This window comes from Flavobacterium faecale (assembly GCF_003076455.1).
GTDB lineage: Bacteria > Bacteroidota > Bacteroidia > Flavobacteriales > Flavobacteriaceae > Flavobacterium > Flavobacterium faecale.
This window is the reverse complement of the sequence record NZ_CP020918.1, coordinates 2,209,003-2,229,315: the sequence shown is the minus strand read 5'-3', so window position 1 is coordinate 2,229,315 and position 20,313 is coordinate 2,209,003. Positions and strand designations below refer to the sequence as shown.

The window sequence follows — 20,313 nt, the reverse complement described above, 5'->3', positions numbered from 1 at the left end:
ACTTCATATCATGTTAAAAAGGTGCAAGCAAATTGTATGCTTATCAAATTTCAGCATTATTGGCGAGGTTTACAACTTTTCAAAACAGCATTATGCTTACTTTAACGGTGCGGAATGGCGAAAACAATCACCTTACAAACCAAACTACTAAGATAAAGGGATGAGAGATATCCCTTTAAAGGATTTTCTTGTCTAAATAATTTCTAAAATCATTTTAATTGAATGATAGACCTTTAGGATGTTGACAATAATTATAAGTATAAATTAATAGCAGTTTTCATATAGCTATCAAATAACGGTATCGTCTTGACTTTACCAAATCGAGATTATAGAAGCTCATCCATCATAAAATGATACAACAAAAAAAAACTGTCAACACATCTAGTAAAGAATGTCTTGACAGCAAAAAAAAAATATTTTTAAATAAGCCCAGCACTAGGTTCTAGGCTATTGTATGATTTAGAATCCGTACACACATGCTACAGAAAACTGAGAAGCAGATTTTGTATCCATCATGTTAGAATCCATGAAGTTATCATTTTTAGCACTATCCAATCTAAATTCTGGAATAAAAGTCAATCCACCCGCTTTAAGATTAGCCGTCAAAGTTAATGCAGTTACAGAATTGTCTGCATTCAAACCAAACAAATCATCATCTTTCTTTGATTTAAAATATTCAGCTCTTAATCCTAAGCCAAAATTTTCAGATACTGCTACCGATGGGTAAAGTGCAACACCCGTATAACCAGCATCTCCACTTCCTGGTGCAGTCCAGTCAGCAGCATTTAACCCTAAAGTGAACTTTTCTGACAATTGAAAAGAAGCCGTTAAATCTATTATAGTACCTGAGTCAGCGCCATCCATGAAGTTAATGTAAGCACTAACACCTTCTGCAGGAGCTAGTGATAATTGAGCACCAATTGCATTCAATCCTCTCATTGGTTCAGCAGAATATACATTCCAAGTATTATTAAATGCTCCAACCATCAAACCAACTTTGTCTGAAAAAGCATAATTAGCTTTAACTCCAGCGTTTTGGAACGGACCATTCGTAAATAAATAAGATGTAGAATAGTGAAAATTAGCCAAAGGTGAAATAACTTCATATCCAACAAATGTTCCCATATACCCAGCAGTCAAAGTCAATTTTTCTGAAGCAGCATAAGCCACATATAGGTTTTGAATATTGAAAGAATTTGATGCATTATCAGGGCTGCCATCACCATTTAAAATAGATTGGTATTGACCTCTTGGTCCGAAAGAAAGTTCCCCTACAAATGTAGTTTTACCTGTTGTTTTTTTCAACGCAATGTCAATCATTCCTAATGAAAGTGAATTCTGATCACTTGCAAAACTAGTTCCAATATTTCCTGTTTTAGCAAAATCATATTTATAATAAAGATCCGCAGAACCAGAGATTTCTAATGGCGTGTCTTGAGCAAATGCCATGTTTCCTGTTAGCGCTAAAGCTAAAATAATAATTACTTTCTTCATGTTTAATCTTGTTTTGATTTAATAATTTGTTCTTGTACTTGCCCAATCTTTAATCACTACTACATTTGAAAACTATTATAATTTCAAATTTTCCTGATTTCAAAAAACTCAAATACACTTTTTTTTTGTTCTTCTGAGGCGAATATATTAAGTAAATATTAACTAAAATAAATTTGAGTTTACTTTTTACCTCTTTTAGAATCGTTTTATTAATAACCAAAAATCAAAAACAAAAAAATGGACTATCCTCATAATTCCCCCTTATAAATACATATTTAATAATGCGTTTTTACAACAAACACCCTTAAATAAATAGTGCTTAGTAAAAAATAATGTCTTTATTAACCATTAAACAAGTAATAAAACAACATTAAAACAACACACCCCCTCAATTTATAGGGGTTACATACTCAAATAAATTAATTACTGATTTTGTACAAACAGCGATTTTTAAAACAAAAAAAGGCCTCAAAACAAATTGAGACCTTTAGCTTATTTTTGAAAATGAACAATTAAATACTAATTAATATGTTATTGATAGTGTTAATTTCATCAGAACTAAAGTTGGTATTCCCTAGACTGTCTAAATTATTTTTTAATTGCCCCACAGAACTCGCTCCTATAAGTACCGATGTAATTCTGTTATCCTTCATTATCCACGCCAGTGCCATTTGCGCAAGCGATTGATTTCTATTTAAAGCAATTTCATTTAACTGAATCAACTTTTGGATTTTATCATCCGTTACCTCATCACGTTTTAAATGTCCGTTAGGATTGGACGCTCTCGAGTGTTCTGGAATTCCTTTAAGATATTTATCTGTAAGCAATCCTTGTGCCAAAGGTGAAAATGCAATACAACCCACTCCTTTATCTTCGAGTACATCCAGTAAACCATCTTCAACCCAACGTTGCAACATTGAGTATTTGGCTTGATGAATTAAACAAGGTGTTCCTAATTGCTTTAAAACTTCAACAGCCACTTTAGTTTGCTCTGCAGAATAATTGCTGATACCTACATATAATGCTTTTCCTGAACGCACGGCATAGTCTAAGGCCATCATGGTTTCTTCAATAGGCGTTTCCGGATCTGGACGGTGGGAATAAAAAATATCGACATACTCCAAATTCATTCTTTTCAAGCTTTGATCAAGACTAGAAAGCAAATATTTTCGAGATCCCCAGTCTCCATAAGGACCGTCCCACATGGTATAACCAGCTTTAGTCGAAATCACCATTTGATCACGCAGGTTTCCTTGGAAGTTATTTTTTAATATTCTACCGAAATTAGTTTCCGCAGATCCTGGAACGGGACCGTAATTATTAGCTAAGTCAAAATGAGTAATTCCGCTATCGAAAGCTTCTTTAACAATGTTTTCACCATTCTCGAAATTATCGACAGAACCAAAATTATGCCATAGGCCTAAAGAAATTTGCGGCAATAACAAGCCACTCTTTCCACATCTATTGTATTTCATCTTGTTTTTTATAATGTTAATAATCCGAAACTCCTTATTATATGTATCGGTTTTGAATACCAAAACAATTCGAAATCTTCAAGCTGACTTTCAAAATCGGCTTTTAATTCTTGAAAAGTATATACCTTATTAGTATGGACCGAAATTTTGACTAACATTTGAGCCAACCACTCTCCTTCTTCTTTGTTGGTTTGAATCTCAAAACTTTCTTTTTTATCATGAAAAGTCAAACGCATCATCTCCCACGAATTCCCTTTTTTGGATTTGGTAAAATGATCTATTTCGGGTTTTCCTCCAAGCCATACTATTTTGGCAGTAGGTTTTGTGGTCAAAACAAGATCGTTTGCTAAAGCTTTTTCGATAAAATCAATAGGAATCTTAGTTTTAGGAATTTTAAAATCGAACCAATCTTGCAACTCGTAGTCAAAGCAAATGCCGTGCATAAAGTTAAACAATGATTTTTTTAAGCCGAAACTAAATTTATCATGATCAATTCCTGTTTTATCTTTGAAATCAATATCATTATTGGCAAAAAAAGCCTCTCCTAAACCTCCCAAACTAGGAGAAGTTGGAATAACACCAAAATCTTCTGGATTCATCCCAACAGGACTGTGCGCCGTCATGGCAAATTGATGCCAAAAACCAGATTGCAATACGCCAGCTTCAAACATTTGACGCACCATTTCGAGGCTATCCACAGTTTCTTGCACTGTTTGTGTAGGGTATCCGTACATTAAGTACGAATGCACCATGATTCCGGCCTGCGTAAAATGTTGCGTAACCTTAGCAACTTGCTCTACTGTCACACCTTTGTCTATTAATTTCAAGAGCCTATCTGATGCCACTTCAAGACCACCCGAAACGGCGATACAGCCCGAAGCTTTCAATAAAAGGCATAAATCTGCAGTAAAACTTTTTTCGAATCGAATGTTTGTCCACCAAGTAATAGAAATTTTTCGCTTCAAGATTTCGAGCGCTAAAGCGCGCATCAATGCTGGCGGAGCTGCTTCGTCAACAAAATGGAATCCTGTTTGACCAGTTTGAATCACTAATTCTTCAATGCGATCACAAAGCAAATTGGCCGCTACGGGTTCGTAAATCTTTATATAATCTAATGAAATATCGCAAAATGTACATTTCCCCCAATAGCAACCGTGCGCCATGGTAAGTTTGTTCCAGCGCCCATCACTCCACATACGGTGCATGGGATTGACAATTTCGATCACCGAAATATATTTGTCTAATAACAAATCCGAATAATCGGGTGTACCTACTTGTGCCTGCTTGTAGTCGGGTTTGGTCGAATTGTTTCTATAAACAACTTTTCCATTTTCTAACAGAAATGTTCTTTTTAAGGCTGTTGGCTGTTGGCTATTGGCTATTGGCTGTTCCAAACTCAATAGCAACTCTTCGATTGGCGCTTCACCGTCGTCTAGCGTTATGAAATCTAGGAATTCAAATACTCGTGCATCAGTAAGAGAGCGTAATTCGGTGTTAGGGAAACCTCCACCCATCGAAATTTTGATATTTGGATAATGTTGCTTCACCCATTGTCCCGCACGAAAAGCGCTGTAAAGATTTCCTGGAAAAGGAACCGAGATTAAAAACATGGTAGGTTGAACGGTTTCTATTCTTTCTTTTACTATCGAAAGAAATATTCCGTCTATATAGGTAGGCTCTTGATTTAAAGCGTCATATAATTCATCAAACGAATTAGCAGACCGCCCTAAACGCTCGGCATAGCGACTGAAACCAAAGTTAGCATCGACACATTCGACAATAAAATCGGATATATCTTCAAGGTATAAAGTAGCAAGGTGTTTGGCTTTGTCTTGTGTTCCCATGCTTCCAAAAGCCCAATCAAGTTCTTCCAATTGTGCAAATCGAGAAGCCTCAGGCAAATAATCTTCTTGGCAAATTTGTAGCGCTAAGGTTGGATTTTTCCCTTGTAAAAATGCAATTACAGGGTTTATGGTCTTGCAATATTCGTCTTGTAAAGCGAATATTCTTCTCGAATTCGTTGAAATATCTTCCCTTTGCAGCTTTTGACTTCCTGCTGCAAACAAGTCTTGCAACCCTTCTTTCGAAAATAATTTTAAAATTACTTCAATACCCAAATCTGCTTGAACAGAAGCTACATTTATGGTATTCAAAAAACCTTTGATGTAGGCCGTTGCTGGATATGGCGTATTCAATTGCGTAAACGGTGGGGTAATGAGCAGTAATTTAGTTTTCAAGAGATAATGTTTTATGCAAAAATAGGGGATAATTTCAGTTTCTATCTTAAAGCTGATTGAAAGTTTTAAGAACTGGTTTTATTACAAAATAAATAAAAAATTTGAAAGTATTCAATTATATTTGTTTTGCCTGATTTTTGCAATAAAAAACCGTACCAATTTATAATGAAAAAATCATTAAATTTTATTTTCTTTCTTATGTCTTTTTCGTTTTATGGACAATATACACAAATACCTGATGTCAATTTTGAAAAAGCACTTATTTATCGAGGAATTGATAGTGGCGTTCCCGATGGGAAAATCTTAACTTCGACCATTAATTCAATTACATATTTAAACGTATCTGTTTATGGTATTGAAATTTCGGATTTAACTGGAATTGAAGGATTTACTAATTTAACAAATTTAGCTTGTCAATACAACAAATTAACCACGCTTGATGTGTCTAAAAACACCAAATTAACGGTTCTTTATTGTTATAATAACTTATTAACAAATTTGGATATTTCGAAAAACACCAATTTAAAAGTTATTGATTGCAAAGAGAACTTTTTAACTCGAATGGATGTATCGAACAATATCAATTTAACAAACCTTTGGTGTAATAATAATTTATTGACTTACCTCAATTTAAAAAACGGTCATAATAATCTTTTACAATCACATTATAGTAATTTTTGGGGAAACTCTAATCTTTTCTGTATAATTGTAGACGATGTCGCTTACTCCGATACAAATTGGTACTTTTTGAAAAACTCAAGCACTACTTTTACCACTTTAGAAAATCCAGCTCCAGAAATTCCATCACCTCAATTTTTTTGCAGTGCAAACACAAAAACTTTGGCTGATATAATAATTACTACGGGAACAAACTTGTCCTGGTACCATGCTTCAACTGGAGGCAGTGCAATTCCAAATACTAATCTATTGGATAATAATACGACTTATTATGCCTCACAAGGTTCTAGTGAGTGCGAAAGTATTAGAACTGTCGTAAAAGTTATATTTGACGACAACCAGCCTCCAATTCCCAATTTAGCAACCCTACCATCCATCACTGGCGATTGTAAAACTCAAATCACAACAACACCAACAGCTACCGATGCTTGTGCAGGAACAATTAGTGCCACAACTACTAGTCCGCTATCGTATAATTTACCCGGAACGTACACCATCGTATGGACGTATGACGATGGAAACGGGAATAAAGCTACACAAAATCAAACCGTCATAATTACACCACAACCTTTACCGACTGCTACAGCAAGTCAAACTTTTTGTTTGCAACAAAATGCAACTTTATCTGATATTACAATTACTGGTCAAAGTATAAAATGGTACGATTCCCTAGCCAACGGGAATCTACTTTTAAATACAACAGCACTGCAAAATGGCATAATGTACTACGCTTCCCAAACTATTGATGGTTGTGAGAGTGAAAGAACTCCCGTTTCAATAAACATTCCAAACACCCCTGCACCAACAGCAACTTTAAAGCAAACTTTTTGTAGTAGTCAAAATCCAACTTTAGCCACTATTGCAATTAATGGTACTGCTGTAAAATGGTATGACTCGCCTATAGGTGGATTGCAGTTGGTTATTGGTACACCCTTGGTTGATGGAAACTTCTATTATGCATCACAAACCCAAAATAGTTGTGAGAGTATTTTGAGACAAATGGTACAAATTGAATTAATCGATACATTACCCGCAATGGATCACAGTGAAGTACTTTGCGACGACTTGAACGATGGAAAAGAAATTGTAAATCTAAATTCATACACTAACAATTTGATTGCAAGCACAAATGGATATACTTTTGATTTTTATTCGACCAAAACTGGAGCAGAAAACGAACTAGCTACAACCAAAATTACGACAACCGCTACGTATGCATTAAAGACAGGTATTAACGAGCTTTTTGTTCGAATAAATTCGTCTACCTCTTGCTACGGAATTGCTGTTTTGCAATTGACGGTAGTTGATAAGCCAAAAATAACGATTCCGGACACTGTAGCTATTTGCGATAATGCTACAATCACCATAACTGCAGATGCGGGTTACGACCAATACCTTTGGTCAACAGGGCAAACCACTCCTCAAATTATAATTACCACCCCGGATGACTATTGGATAACTGTTACCAAAAATTACGGAGCCATTGCTTGTACGACTACAAAAAACTTTAGTGTAAAAAAATCAACTATAGCAGTCGTAACGGCTATTGAAACCACAGATTGGACAGACAATCAAAATACCATAATGGTAATGGTAACTGGAAATGGCGATTATGAATATGCATTGGATGATAAGAACTACCAGAGCAGTAACCAGTTTACCAATCTTATCGCAGGCAATTATGTTGTATATGTACGTGACCGCAACGGTTGTGGTACTACATTAAGCGAAGTAGCTTTGGTTATGTACCCTAAATTTTTTACCCCTAACAATGATGGTCACAATGACAACTGGAGTTTAGTTGCCTCTAATCCAGAAGATGGATGGGAATTAAAGGTCTTTGATCGCTATGGAAAACTTATAAAAACCCTACTGAAAAACCAATCTTGGGACGGAACCTTCAACGGTCAAAACCTTCCTGCTACAGATTACTGGTTTATTGCTACTAAGAAGGATGGGACAGAATTTAAAGGTCATTTTTCTTTGAAGAGATAGCGCCCTATTTTTCAATTTCGATAAAAACTTTATTCCAAAACAGAATCCCTATTGACTTGGAATAACTTTCGATCTTATCAATTAAAGTAATGTTAATCTTTAAAGTATCCATTTTTAATTGAATAAATTTATATGAAATTATACTCAGAAAAGCACTTTGCTTTTCTGAAAACTATAAATACGATATAAAATGGCAGATAAAAAACTGGTAGGACAAACCGCTTTGGTAACAGGTGGAAGTTCTGGAATTGGAATGGGAGTTGCCCTAGCTTTAGGTAAAGCTGGCGCAAATGTAATTGTAAATTATTCCTCGAGTGCAGCTGCTGCAAATGAGGTAGTAGAACAACTAAAATCATTTGGCAGTAAAGCAATTGCTATTAAAGCAGACGTGAGTAAGGAAGATCAAGTGCATAATATGTTTCAAGAGGCTATTAGCACCTTTGGTACTATTGATATTTTGGTGAATAATGCAGGGATGCAAAAGGATGCAAAATTTGACGAAATGACATTGCAACAATGGCAAAGTGTAATAGATGTCAACCTTACAGGGCAGTTTTTGTGTGCACGAGAAGCTGTGCGTGAGTTTCTAAAAAGAGGAATGGTTCCTGAACGCTCAAAAGCTTTGGGTAAAATAATTTGCATGAGTTCTGTGCATGAATTGATTCCGTGGGGCGGACATGCAAATTACGCTGCATCTAAAGGCGCTATCAAAATGTTGATGCAAACTCTCGCTCAAGAGTATGGAGATCGAAAGATAAGAGTTAACAGCATCAGCCCAGGAGCTATTCAGACACCTATTAATAAAGAGGCTTGGGAAACGCCAAAGGCATTGGATGATTTAATGTCTTTAATTCCCTATAATCGAATAGGACAACCTGAAGATGTCGGTAATCTAGCGGTTTTTTTAGCCTCTGATGATTCTGATTATATTACAGGTGCGAGCATTTTTATAGACGGTGGAATGACTGTTTTTGAAGGTTTTTCGAAAGGCGGATGATTATGAATGAAGAATTAAAACGAATAACCGAAAATAAAACAAAAGAAGTACCGCTAGTAAAATGGGGTTCCTACCTCTCTGAGCGACAATGGGGAACCGTACGAGAAGATTATAGTGCTAATGGTGATGCTTGGAATTATTTTCCGCATGATCATGCGCGGTCACGTGCCTATGCATGGGGCGAAGATGGACTGGGTGGGATATCAGACAACAGACAAAATTTGTGTTTTGCTCTAGCGTTATGGAATGGAAAAGATCCTATTCTAAAGGAAAGACTCTATGGTTTGACTAATAGCGAAGGAAATCATGGCGAAGATGTAAAGGAGTTATACTATTTTTTGGATAATTCCCCGACGCATTCCTATATGAAGTTTTTGTATAAATATCCTATCGATAAATTTCCGTATGAAGATTTGATTGAAACCAATCAAAAACGATCCAAGCTAGAAACTGAATATGAGTTACTGGATACCGGAATCCTTGAAGATAAACGATACCATGATGTTACCATTACCTATGCAAAGAACAATCCTGATGATATTTGTATCAAAATTGAGATTGTTAATCGTTCTGCCGAAAGCGCACCTTTAACCGTACTACCTACCCTATGGTTCAAAAACAATTGGACTAAAAATAGTGAACCACAGAAACCTACCTTACAATTACAGACCAAAAACTGTATTGCAATTGACCATAGCGATTTAGGAACTTATAATTTGTACTTTCAAGACACTGAAGACGTCCTATTTACAGATAATGAAACCAATACGGAAAAAATTTTCAATCAAAAAAATGATTCTGTATTTGTTAAAGATGCGTTTCATGAAGCGCTTTGCAACCATAATAAAGAATTAAAAAACCAACTTGTCAATCGAAAATTTGGAACGAAATGTGCTCCACTTTATGATTTAGAAATAGAAGCACATTCGACCAAAACAATTTATTTACGGCTTACAAACCAAAATATTGAACAACCCTTCGATGCTACTTTTGGAGCAGTATTTGAGACACGATTAGCTGAAAATAATTCGTTTTTTGATTCTTTTTTTCGAAAAGGACTATCAGACGATCAAAAGAATATTCAACGACAGGCTTTTGCTGGCTTACTGTGGAGCAAACAATTTTATAATTACAATATCAATCAGTGGCTCACGCAAAGTCCCGAGAATATCGAATTAGCTCCTGAACGTCTCCTGGGACGCAATGTCAATTGGAGGCACTTGGTTAATCAAGATGTAATCTCCATGCCTGACACTTGGGAATATCCTTGGTACGCCGCTTGGGATCTCGCTTTTCATTGCATTCCGATGGGAATGATTGATCCTACTTTTGCAAAAAACCAGCTGTTACTCATCATGCGGGAATGGTATATGAGTCCTAACGGTCAAATACCCGCTTATGAGTGGAACTTCTCCGACGTGAATCCTCCTATACAAGCGTGGTCGGCTTTGCAGGTATACAAAATTGAGAACGAGATTTACAAGCAACAAGATGTAGATTTTTTAAAGCGAATATTTCAAAAACTGTTGATCAACTTTACTTGGTGGGCAAACAGGCAGGACGATAACGGAAATAACATCTTCAACGGTGGTTTTTTGGGATTGGACAATATCGCTGTGATTGATCGAAATAATTTACCTGAGGGTTATTCTCTTGAACAAGTGGATGCTACGGCTTGGATGGCGATGTATGCGCTTAATATGATGGAAATAGCGATAGAAATCACTTTACATGATGCTACTTTTGAAGATTTAATTACAAAATTTTATGAACATTTCATTCTGATTGCCAATTCGTTAAATCAAGAACTTTGGGATTATCAAGACAACTTTTTCTATGATTTATTATTCAAACCTGATGGTAGTAAAGAGTCGTTAAAGATTCGATCCATAGTAGGAATTACTTCTATGTTTGCTGTAGCAATTTTGCCAGAACAATGCGGATGTAAAATGGATGATTTTCAAAAAAGAAGAGCTTTTTTCAATTCCATTACCTCAGACGAAAACTTCGTTCAGACCAACGAGAAAGGTGATTTACTTTTTTCATTATTGGATAAATTTCGATTAGAAAAACTACTCGGATATTTACTAGATGAAAATGAATTTTTGGCTGATAACGGCATTCGAGCAGTCTCCAAATACCATGAATTTCATCCATTTTCGATCACAATCGCGGGAATAGAACAAGAAATATCGTATGAACCTGGAGATTCAACTTCTGGTATGTTTGGGGGAAATTCTAACTGGAGAGGACCAATATGGATTCCGATCAATTACTTAATCATAAAATCATTGGCTAAATTTGGCGAATTTTATGGCGATAGTTTTAAAGTGGAATTCCCTACGCGCTCTGGCAACCTTATGAATTTATCTCAGATAGCTCAGGAATTAAGCAAAAGAATAATTTCTATTTTTGAGCTAGATTCTAATGGTGCAAGAGTAGTACATGGTGATTACAAAGATTTTTATAAAATGGAAGAAAATAAAGACTTAGTGCTATTTTATGAATATTTTCATGGCGAAACAGGTCGTGGCGTAGGTGCTTCACATCAAACAGGATGGACCGCCGTGGTTGCCGAATTGATTTCGAAATTATAAAGTAAATCATAGTTAAAAATTATTAAAACCTTCATAAAAACCTGATCAATTAGATTCGGTTTTTATGAAGGTTTTTCCGTTTCTGAAAGTTCACCATTTAGCGGGTTTTTTCTTTAACTTTATATTAAGATTTGTGAATATTTAATTACTTTTGTCGGATCGTAATTTACATATAAGTAATAAGAATAAAATAATGTCGTATTTTGTTGTTAATATATGAAAAATTTACTATATTTATCTCATTATGAGATATGTAACACTAAAAGAAGAAGAGGTTTTGGTACTAGAGCACCTTTACCAAAATAGCCCTAATAATACTGTTAGGAAACGTAGTCAATGCCTTGTTTTATCACATCAAAGACACAAGATTAAAGACTTGGCTTCTATTTTTAAAGTCAGTCGCAGAACGATTGAACGTTGGTTTGATAGTTGGGCTAGTATTGGGGTTGATTCTCTTGCTATATCAGAAGGAAGAGGAGCAAAAACTCTTTTAAAAGACTATACGGAAGAAGTTTCCAAGCAATTAGAACTTCACAATAGAAATTTAAAAAATGTATTAATTTACTTTGAGGAGCAACACAATATTGTCATCTGCAAAAAGACTTTGCAGAATTTTTTAAAAGTTACTGGGCTATAAGTGGAAAAGAGCTAGACTCTCTTTGAAAGGCAAACGCAACGAAGAACAATTTAGATTTAAACAAGAGCAGATAGAAACATTAAAGAGTTTGGAAGATAGCGGTTATATTGATTTATATTTTGGAGACCAAAGTCATTTTGGACTCTCTCCTAATGTGCCTTATGCTTGGCAAACAAAGGATAATCCAATTTTGTTACCCGCTGCTAAAGGTAAATATCAGAATGTAGTTGGATTAATGACCCGTAAAAATAAACTCTATTTCGAAACACTTGAAACAACCTTTAATTCAGATAGAATCATCAGTTTTATGAATCGATTTGTGGAACAAACCATTAAAAAAACCATTGTAATTCTTGACAATTCTCCCATACACAAATCAAAGAAGTTTATGGCTAAAATAGAACAATGGAAAGAAAAAAGATGTTTTAATTTACTTTTTGCCACCTTATTCTCCAGAGTTAAACCTGATTGAAATTCTATGGCGGAGAATAAAATATCAATGGTTAGATTTTGATGCTTATAAATCATTCGAAAACCTCAAAGAAAAATTAAATTTTGTCCTGACTAATTTTGGAATAAAATACGACATTAAATTTTAACCATTACTTATGAAACATTTTTTACTTTTATTTTTTGTTGTTTTTAGCACTTATTCTCAAGTACATACTATACAAATTGAAAATGAAAAAGGAGAATTAATTTCGAATGAGGAAGAGAAGAAAACTTTCTTGAAAAATATACAGACACGTAAAAATCTAGAGTATAAGAAAGCCTCAGCTGCATTAGCAACGCAAACTGCAGTTGAGATGTGTACCAATAATGGATTTGAACAACAAGAGACGGTTAATGGAATATCAAAACTTAAAAACTTTTTATATACAATTGGAGATCCTCCTGGACCTACACAGTGCAGATCGATTACCAATACGGCCAACTCCTACATCGACGTTTACAATCCGAACAGTACCAATGTGATGGCAACTACTGTTCCTTCGAACATAATTGATCCATACTTAGGGAATATCAAAGCCTTTGACCAATTTGCACTAAAAATAAATTATGATAACTCATCGACTTATGGGTCTATTATTCAAGGAAAAAGATTTAAAACCAATAATGAAAATTATTTTAAGTTTAATTTCAAAACGGTATTGATGACCGTTTATGATTCTAGCCATAAGGATAATCAACCGTTTATCAAGGCCAGAATAATCAATGCAGCCGGTACAGTTGTGAGTGAATTTTGTCTCGTTGGAGATGAAACCAACTGCATTTTTACCAAAATTCCTGATAGCTATGCCGCAATTCTATACACTGAAAACTGGCAATCGGGCCTATTAGACATTTCATCTATACCAAATAATGAAGAATTCACAGTGGAATTTATGGCTTCTCGCTGTGGTTTGGGAGGACATTTTGGTTATATGTATGTAGATGATATCTGCCTTTTACATTCTAACGAAAATTTACAAGGGTCTATTGAACTGCAACCCTTAAATAAAGTATGTAGCACAGTACCAATTAATGTTTGCGGAAGTTATACTGTACCTAATTCTGGTGGAATTACAGCTACCTTAGGAACTATTACCTTGGATTTGTATGATAGCGATGGTAAATCAGTATACCAAACGACGACAACCTCAAGCTTGGACAAGACAAAGCAGCAGTTTTGTTTTACGCTAGATGCAAAGAACTTTCCAAATATTTTAAATGCGAATTATAATGTTGGCGTAAGTGCTACTTATAATACGAGCGGCATTGCTTCCTGCTCAGGAACTGTGTTCTCTGCTGCTAACGACCCTGACGCCAATCCTGGATGGGATATTTCGTTCCAAAATTGTTCAACATCATGTATCTTTTCTGTAAATACTACAAAGTTATCTTTGTGTGATGCCAATCACGATGGAAGTGAAATTTTTAACCTGACAGATGCGAATTCTAATCTAGTAGCTACAACAACAGGATTTACTTTTACGTACTTTACCACATTTGCAGATGCGACTGCAAATACGAATCCAATTTCTACCAGTACTGCATACAGCAGTACAAGTAAAATCTTGTATGTACGTGTTGCTCAAAATGCGACTTGTTTCAAGGTAATTCCCATATCATTAGAGGTAAAAAACCCAAGTGTTACAATTAGTGGTATCCTTAATGTTTGCTCAGGGAGTACGGTGCTAACGGCCTCTACAGGTACAGCCTATTTGTGGAGTACTGGCGCTACAACCCAAAGCGCAACCGTTACCAAAATAGGAACCTATTCGGTTACTGTAACTGACATTGATGGCTGTAGTAATTCGGCCTCTGTTACTATTGAGCCTTCACAAATCGCTACAGTACCTATTGTTACTGTATCGCAACCTAGCTGCTATATTTCAACCGGAACAATTGAAGTTACCTCACCTGCCTCTCAAATTAGTTTTGACAATGGCACCACTTGGTCTACAAATGCTACAAAAAGCAATTTATCACCAGGCACTTATAATGTCAAAATAAAAACCGTAAACGACTGTATTTCTTATCCATTGGAGGTTACGATTTATACCCCATTTACGTCCTACCCTAACTTCAACTTCACCAATCCAGCTTTTTGTGGTGATTTTGGAACTATTTCAATTACTACTTCTGCGGCATTTTATAGTTTTGACGACGGACTCACCTGGACGACGAATCCAGTAGCAACCAAACTTCCAAACGGAACTTATAAAATAAGAACAAAGGACAATCAAGGCTGTATTTCAAATTTTAATACCATTTTAATCAGTAGTGTAACGCTAGAGAAACCAACTTTTACAATAATCAATCCTGCTTGCGGTGAGAATGGGAATATAACTGTAAATACTGTTGCTGACTTTTACACTTTTGATGGTGGAAAAAATTGGGTTACAAGCAATATTTTTACAGACTTAACTACAGGAAATTATTCTGTAGCAATAAAAAATAAGTTAGGTTGTACTTCGGAATTCACAAACGCCTATATTTCTGACCTAAATACAAAGTACCCTGAATCTAGTGTAGTCCAGCCCATTTGTGGCACAGGAGGTAGTATTGCAATTGCTACTATTGGAGATTTTTATAGTTTTGATAATGGTAAAACTTGGACAACTAGTAATATTGCAACCAATCTTGATCCTGGAACATATCAAATAATGGTGAAAAATGCAGCTGGTTGTACCTCTCTTACCAATTACGCCTACTTGAGTGTTCCCTACTTAGACCAACCATTTACAGACGTCTTGCAGCCAGGTTGTGATACTGACGGTAGCATCACAATAAATACACTTTCAGACTTTTACAGTTTTGATGGAGGAACTACATGGGAAACTACTAACGTGAAAACGTTGCCCTCTGGAAGCTACATGGTAATGATTAAAAATAAACTTGGATGTATTTCGCGTACTAACTATATCTATTTGAATAATCCTGTTTTAACAGATCTTAAATACACCTTCGTGCAGCCGACTTGTGGTAGTACCGGAAGCATAACCATAACTACAACTGCAGCACTATATAGTATCGATGGAGGGAGTAATTGGTCAAGTAATCCAATTTTTACAAATTTAGTTGGAGGGAGCTACAATCTTAAGATCAAAAATAGTGCAGGATGTGAATCCAACACCTTCTATGTAAGTTTAAACGTGTTTTATTTAGAAGATGCGTTTTTTACCTATACAAATCCCTCTTGCGGAAATATTGGCAACATAACCATCAGCTCAACAGCTGATTTTTATAGCATTGACGGAGGAGTTACTTGGTCTACAAGTGCAACCTTTAACAATTTGACCAGCGATAATTATTATGTGATGGTGAAAAATAATGCTGGGTGCAGATCAAATGCAAAAGGAATATATTTAGATTCTTATACTTTACAAAAACCAACATTAACAATTGTGTATCCTTGTGCAGGCGTGAATGGAAGCATCACTTTTACAACCACTGCAGCATATTATAGTATTGATGATGGTGTAACATGGACAACAAATCCTGTTTTCTCTAATCTGGTAGCGGGCTATTATTATGTAAAAATTAAAAACAGCACCGGTTGCGTCTCTAACTATTACTACGTTAACCTAAGTTCTATACAACCAAGGCCTACTTATACAGCTGTTCAACCAATATGCGGTACTAAAGGAAGTATTACCGTAACAACAACCGCTGCGTCTTATAGTATAGACAACGGGAGTAATTGGTCTACTAATCCGGTTTTCTCTAATTTAGGATCGGGCTATTATTCTGTAAAGATTAAAAATACTCTAGGTTGTGAATCCTTTACTGAATCTGTCAACTTTACTGAGCCTTATATCAACGCTCCAACCGCTACTGTTACGCAACCTACCTGCAATGTGCAAGGAAGTATTACCGTGACAACTTCTGCAACTGGTTATAGTAAAGATGGCGGGAATACATGGCAAACAAGCCCTATATTTTCAAATTTACCAGCTGGATATTATAGTATCAAGATTAAAAATAATTTGGGGTGTATATCTAATTCCTTTCAAACACTAATTAACCAATACTATTTACCCAATCCAAATCTCACTATAGTTCAGCCTAATTGCGGAAATAACGGTAGTATTACAATTGCAACTGTTGCGAGCGAATATAGTTTTGATGGTGGAGGTTCATGGCAGACAAGCCCTTTGAAATCTAATTTAACGACTGGTTACTACACGGTTATGATCAAGAACAGTGTGGGTTGTACTTCTAGTCCGTATCTTATTAATGTCCCTATCAACCCTTATTATTTACCCAATCCTTTACTATCAACAATACAACCCTCTTGCGGTACTGTTGGAAAAATTACTGTTTTAACAAATGCAGATTTTTATAGTTTTGACGATGGAAAGACTTGGACGACCAATCCTATTTTACTAAATCCTGTTCCAGGATTTTACAATGTAAAAGTCAAAAATAATTTGGGCTGTACATCACTCGGTCAATTTACTAATATTAATGCATCGTACTTAGCGGCACCTGCAGTAACTACTACCCAACCTTCTTGCGCGGTACCTACAGGAACAATTGAGATAAATACACCAGCGAGTCAATTTAGTTTTGATAATGGCGCCACTTGGACAACAAATCCTAAAAACACAAATCTACCGCTGGGTTACTACTATATAAAAATTAAAAGTTCAATAGGATGTGAATCTAACGCACAGAATACCTCTATTGGTTATCCTCCAGCAACTAATACAGCACCAATCACTAGTGCAACTCAGCCAACTTCCTGCGGAACAACTGATGGAAGCATAACAGTAGTTACGACCGCAAGTGAATATAGTTTTAATGATGGAGTAACATGGACTAGCAGTCCTACCAAAATAAATTTAGCGGCAGGAACCTATTTTATCAAAACTAGAAGTAGTACCTCTACATGTGGCTCGAAATCAGCAACTGTAACACTTAACTCTGGCACCGTGATTGCAGCGCCCACTTTTACTGTAACCAACCCTGGTTGCAATAACTTATATGGTGCTATCACAATTACAACTCCAGCCTCTTATTACAGTTTTGATAATGGCCTATCTTATGTAACTACAAATACCAAATCTGATTTGTTGGTTGGCGATTACAAGGTAAAAATTAAAAATGCTGCAGGATGTATTTCTGATCCAGCTACAGCTATAATAAAAGCAACCTCCAGCAACCTTGCTGCTCCACTTTATACTGTAGTGCAACCCAATTGTTCTACCGCAACAGGTACGATTACAATTACCACAAATGCGGCGTTTTATAGTTTTGATGATGGAAACACTTTTAGCACTTCCAAAACTCAAACTGATTTGCCTGCTGGAAATTATTCGATTAAAATAAAAGATGCCTCAGGATGTCTTTCACTAGCAAGTTCGGTTACTATCAACGTTAAACCAACTGTTGCCAATGCTCCTGTTGTAGCTGTAACACATCCATTAAACTGTACAACTTCTACTGGAAAGATTTCGGTAACTAGTTTTGCTGCACTTTTTAGCTTTGATAATGGAGTAACATGGAGCAGTTCAAACACCTCAGGACCACTTACGGCCGGCACCTATCAAGTAGTAGTAAAAGAAACAATCAGTGGTTGTCCATCACTTGCAATTGCGGCAATCATCAACGCGCCTCCAAATGCACCTTCGGCTCCAGCAATCACCGCAGTGCAGCCTACAACCTGCGCTAACCCATTTGGAACGATTACGATAACAAGTGCGGCTTTTGAATACAGTTTTGACAATGGTATTACCTATACAACCAATCCAAATTCTGGGTTATTAATTGCTGGAAATTATCAGGTTAAGGTTCGAAACAGTTTTTACTGCGAATCAACATCAGTTGCGGCGGAAATACTTGCACCAATAGATTATCCGCTTGCACCAAATTTTACTGCTGTGCAACCCGATTGTAATAACAGTAATGGAACAATTACTATTCAAACTGTAGCAAGTGAATATAGTTTTGATAATGGTGTAACTTGGTCAGCGAGTGCAACATCCAATAATGTACTACCAGCAACTTATCAGTTAAAAATCAAAAACAGTTTTGGATGCATTTCTCCTCCATCAGCTGCAGCTATCATTCCTTTTACAAATTTCACAGCTGTGCCTACTGCCACATCTCCGCAAACCTATTGCATTCAACAAAATGTAACTTTAAGTGACATCACAATTTCTGGTCAAAACATAAAATGGTACGATAGCATCACTAATGGTAGCCAGCAAATAAATACTCTAACCATCCAAAATGGAAGCACTTACTATGCATCTCAAACAATTGACGGTTGCGAGAGTATGAGGGTTCCTGTTTTAATTTCTATTACAAACACCAACGCACCAACTGGTAGCACCAATCAAACTTTTTGTAGCAGCCTTAACCCAACTTTAAATAGTATCACGGTAACAGGAACAGCTATAAAATGGTATGATTCCGCTAGTAACGGACTGCTGTTGACAAATAACACACCAATAGCAGATGGTACCATTTATTATGCCTCTCAAACGGCCAATAGTTGCGAAAGTGTTTCTCGCTTAGCAGTGAAAGTAGACTTAATTACAACATTACCCTCAAATGATTATGAAGAATTGCTTTGTGATGATCTTAATGATGCGAAAGAAATTGTTGACTTAACCTCTTATAGTTCGAAAGTAGTTGCAAACACAATTGGGCATACCTTTGCATTTTACACTTCACAAAATGGAGCAGAAAATGAATTACTCACAGCAAAAATAAGCAGTCCAGCAACTTACAATTTGGTTTTGGGTTCAAATAAAATTTATATCAGAATCAATTCTAATTCCTCTTGCTATGCCGTAGCTGTTTTAACCTTAATAGTAGTTGCAAAACCCAACATACCTATAAGTGACATCGTGCCAATTTGCGAAAACAGTTCGATCACGATTTCTGCAGGTGGTACAGAAAATAGTTATTTGTGGTCTACGGGAGAAACTACTCCTTCAATTACAGTTGTAGATCCAGGTATTTATTCTGTGACAGCAACTACCAATTACGGTACAATCAATTGTTCGAGTACTAAATCTTTCACGGTCAAAAAATCTACTTTACCAACAATTTCTTCTATCGAAACTAAAGATTGGACGGACAATCAAAATACGATTACTATCCTTGTTGGTGGTACTGGTACGTTCGAATATTCAGTTGACGGAATGAAATACCAAGATAATAACCAATTTGAAAACCTCATTCCTGGGAAATATGCCGTTTTTGTAAGGGACAAAAATGGTTGTGGATATGTTGAAGAGGAAGTATACCTAGTTATGTATCCAAAATTCTTTACTCCTAATAATGATGGATACAATGATACCTGGAGAATTCAGTCATCTGAATTTGAAGAAGATTTTATCGTGAAAATATTTGACCGCTACGGAAAACTGATTAAGGTGTTATCGAAAGACCAGTCTTGGGATGGAACGTACAACGGACAGATACTACCTTCAACAGATTACTGGTTTATTGCTACAAAAGCGGACAAGAAAGAATACAGAGGTCATTTTACTTTAAAAAGGTAATTGACCTATTTCAATACAGATTGTAGGTAAAAATGTTCTCTAATTGTAACTAACGAGCAAGTGATAAATCGAACAAAAAATAATGCAATTATAGCAAATTGTAATTGAAAACAGTCAAGATAAAAATCGCTCATCATTTGCATGTGTAAACAGTGTCTGACTACATGAGCTTTTTGTTAGTATTCAAAACAAAATTACAT

The 20,313-nt window shown here is 35.8% G+C and carries 10 protein-coding genes; 7 read left to right on the top strand and 3 right to left on the bottom strand.

The features are described 5' to 3' along the window. Positions 1 to 459 precede the first annotated feature (459 nt). From FFWV33_RS09680 to FFWV33_RS09670, 3 genes are all read right to left on the bottom strand, one after another. The gene (locus FFWV33_RS09680) at positions 460 to 1,494 is read right to left on the bottom strand and encodes an outer membrane beta-barrel protein (RefSeq protein ID WP_108740725.1); all 1,035 of its coding nucleotides are present in this window, start codon (positions 1,492 to 1,494) and stop codon (positions 460 to 462) included. Between the two features lie 512 nt (positions 1,495 to 2,006). Continuing rightward, on the bottom strand, positions 2,007 to 2,969 hold the full coding sequence (locus tag FFWV33_RS09675) for an aldo/keto reductase (protein ID WP_108742510.1): 963 nt from the start codon (positions 2,967 to 2,969) through the stop codon (positions 2,007 to 2,009). 8 nt (positions 2,970 to 2,977) lie between these two features. Continuing rightward, positions 2,978 to 5,206, bottom strand: coding sequence for a B12-binding domain-containing radical SAM protein (locus FFWV33_RS09670; RefSeq protein ID WP_108740724.1), 2,229 nt, complete (start codon positions 5,204 to 5,206; stop codon positions 2,978 to 2,980). A gap of 165 nt (positions 5,207 to 5,371) precedes the next feature. Here FFWV33_RS09670 and FFWV33_RS09665 point away from each other — a divergent pair, with 165 nt between their 5' ends. The 7 genes from FFWV33_RS09665 to FFWV33_RS09635 all read left to right on the top strand — a co-directional run bounded on the left by FFWV33_RS09665 (position 5,372) and on the right by FFWV33_RS09635 (position 20,113). Further along, the gene (locus FFWV33_RS09665) at positions 5,372 to 7,879 is read left to right on the top strand and encodes a T9SS type B sorting domain-containing protein (RefSeq protein WP_108740723.1); all 2,508 of its coding nucleotides are present in this window, start codon (positions 5,372 to 5,374) and stop codon (positions 7,877 to 7,879) included. A gap of 190 nt (positions 7,880 to 8,069) precedes the next feature. Continuing rightward, on the top strand, positions 8,070 to 8,876 hold the full coding sequence (locus FFWV33_RS09660; RefSeq protein WP_108740722.1) for an SDR family oxidoreductase: 807 nt from the start codon (positions 8,070 to 8,072) through the stop codon (positions 8,874 to 8,876). Positions 8,877 to 8,878: 2 nt separating this feature from the next. Further along, positions 8,879 to 11,473 (top strand): MGH1-like glycoside hydrolase domain-containing protein, encoded by a 2,595-nt coding sequence (locus FFWV33_RS09655; protein ID WP_108742509.1) that lies wholly within the window; start codon positions 8,879 to 8,881, stop codon positions 11,471 to 11,473. 244 nt (positions 11,474 to 11,717) lie between these two features. Further along, positions 11,718 to 12,110, top strand: a complete 393-nt coding sequence (locus tag FFWV33_RS09650) for a helix-turn-helix domain-containing protein (RefSeq protein ID WP_108739144.1) — start codon at positions 11,718 to 11,720, stop codon at positions 12,108 to 12,110. A gap of 22 nt (positions 12,111 to 12,132) precedes the next feature. Next, entirely contained in the window at positions 12,133 to 12,582 is a 450-nt protein-coding gene (locus tag FFWV33_RS09645; protein WP_159086003.1) for a transposase, read from the top strand. Beyond that, positions 12,548 to 12,709 (top strand): transposase, encoded by a 162-nt coding sequence (locus tag FFWV33_RS19760; RefSeq protein WP_159086002.1) that lies wholly within the window; start codon positions 12,548 to 12,550, stop codon positions 12,707 to 12,709. Before FFWV33_RS09645 ends, FFWV33_RS19760 begins: the two co-directional genes overlap by 35 nt. A gap of 9 nt (positions 12,710 to 12,718) precedes the next feature. Beyond that, positions 12,719 to 20,113: a T9SS type B sorting domain-containing protein gene (locus tag FFWV33_RS09635; protein ID WP_108740719.1), complete on the top strand. Its 7,395-nt coding sequence runs from the start codon at positions 12,719 to 12,721 to the stop codon at positions 20,111 to 20,113. Positions 20,114 to 20,313 lie beyond the last annotated feature (200 nt).

Excerpts from the sequence above, each read along its gene's own strand:
- FFWV33_RS09680 (WP_108740725.1), bottom strand. The coding sequence starts at position 1,494 with ATGAAGAAAGTAATTATTATTTTAGCTTTAGCGCTAACAGGAAACATG.
- FFWV33_RS09675 (WP_108742510.1), bottom strand. The coding sequence starts at position 2,969 with ATGAAATACAATAGATGTGGAAAGAGTGGCTTGTTATTGCCGCAAATT.
- FFWV33_RS09665 (WP_108740723.1), top strand. The coding sequence starts at position 5,372 with ATGAAAAAATCATTAAATTTTATTTTCTTTCTTATGTCTTTTTCGTTT.
- FFWV33_RS09660 (WP_108740722.1), top strand. The coding sequence starts at position 8,070 with ATGGCAGATAAAAAACTGGTAGGACAAACCGCTTTGGTAACAGGTGGA.
- FFWV33_RS09655 (WP_108742509.1), top strand. The coding sequence starts at position 8,879 with ATGAATGAAGAATTAAAACGAATAACCGAAAATAAAACAAAAGAAGTA.
- FFWV33_RS09650 (WP_108739144.1), top strand. The coding sequence starts at position 11,718 with ATGAGATATGTAACACTAAAAGAAGAAGAGGTTTTGGTACTAGAGCAC.
- FFWV33_RS09635 (WP_108740719.1), top strand. The coding sequence starts at position 12,719 with ATGAAACATTTTTTACTTTTATTTTTTGTTGTTTTTAGCACTTATTCT.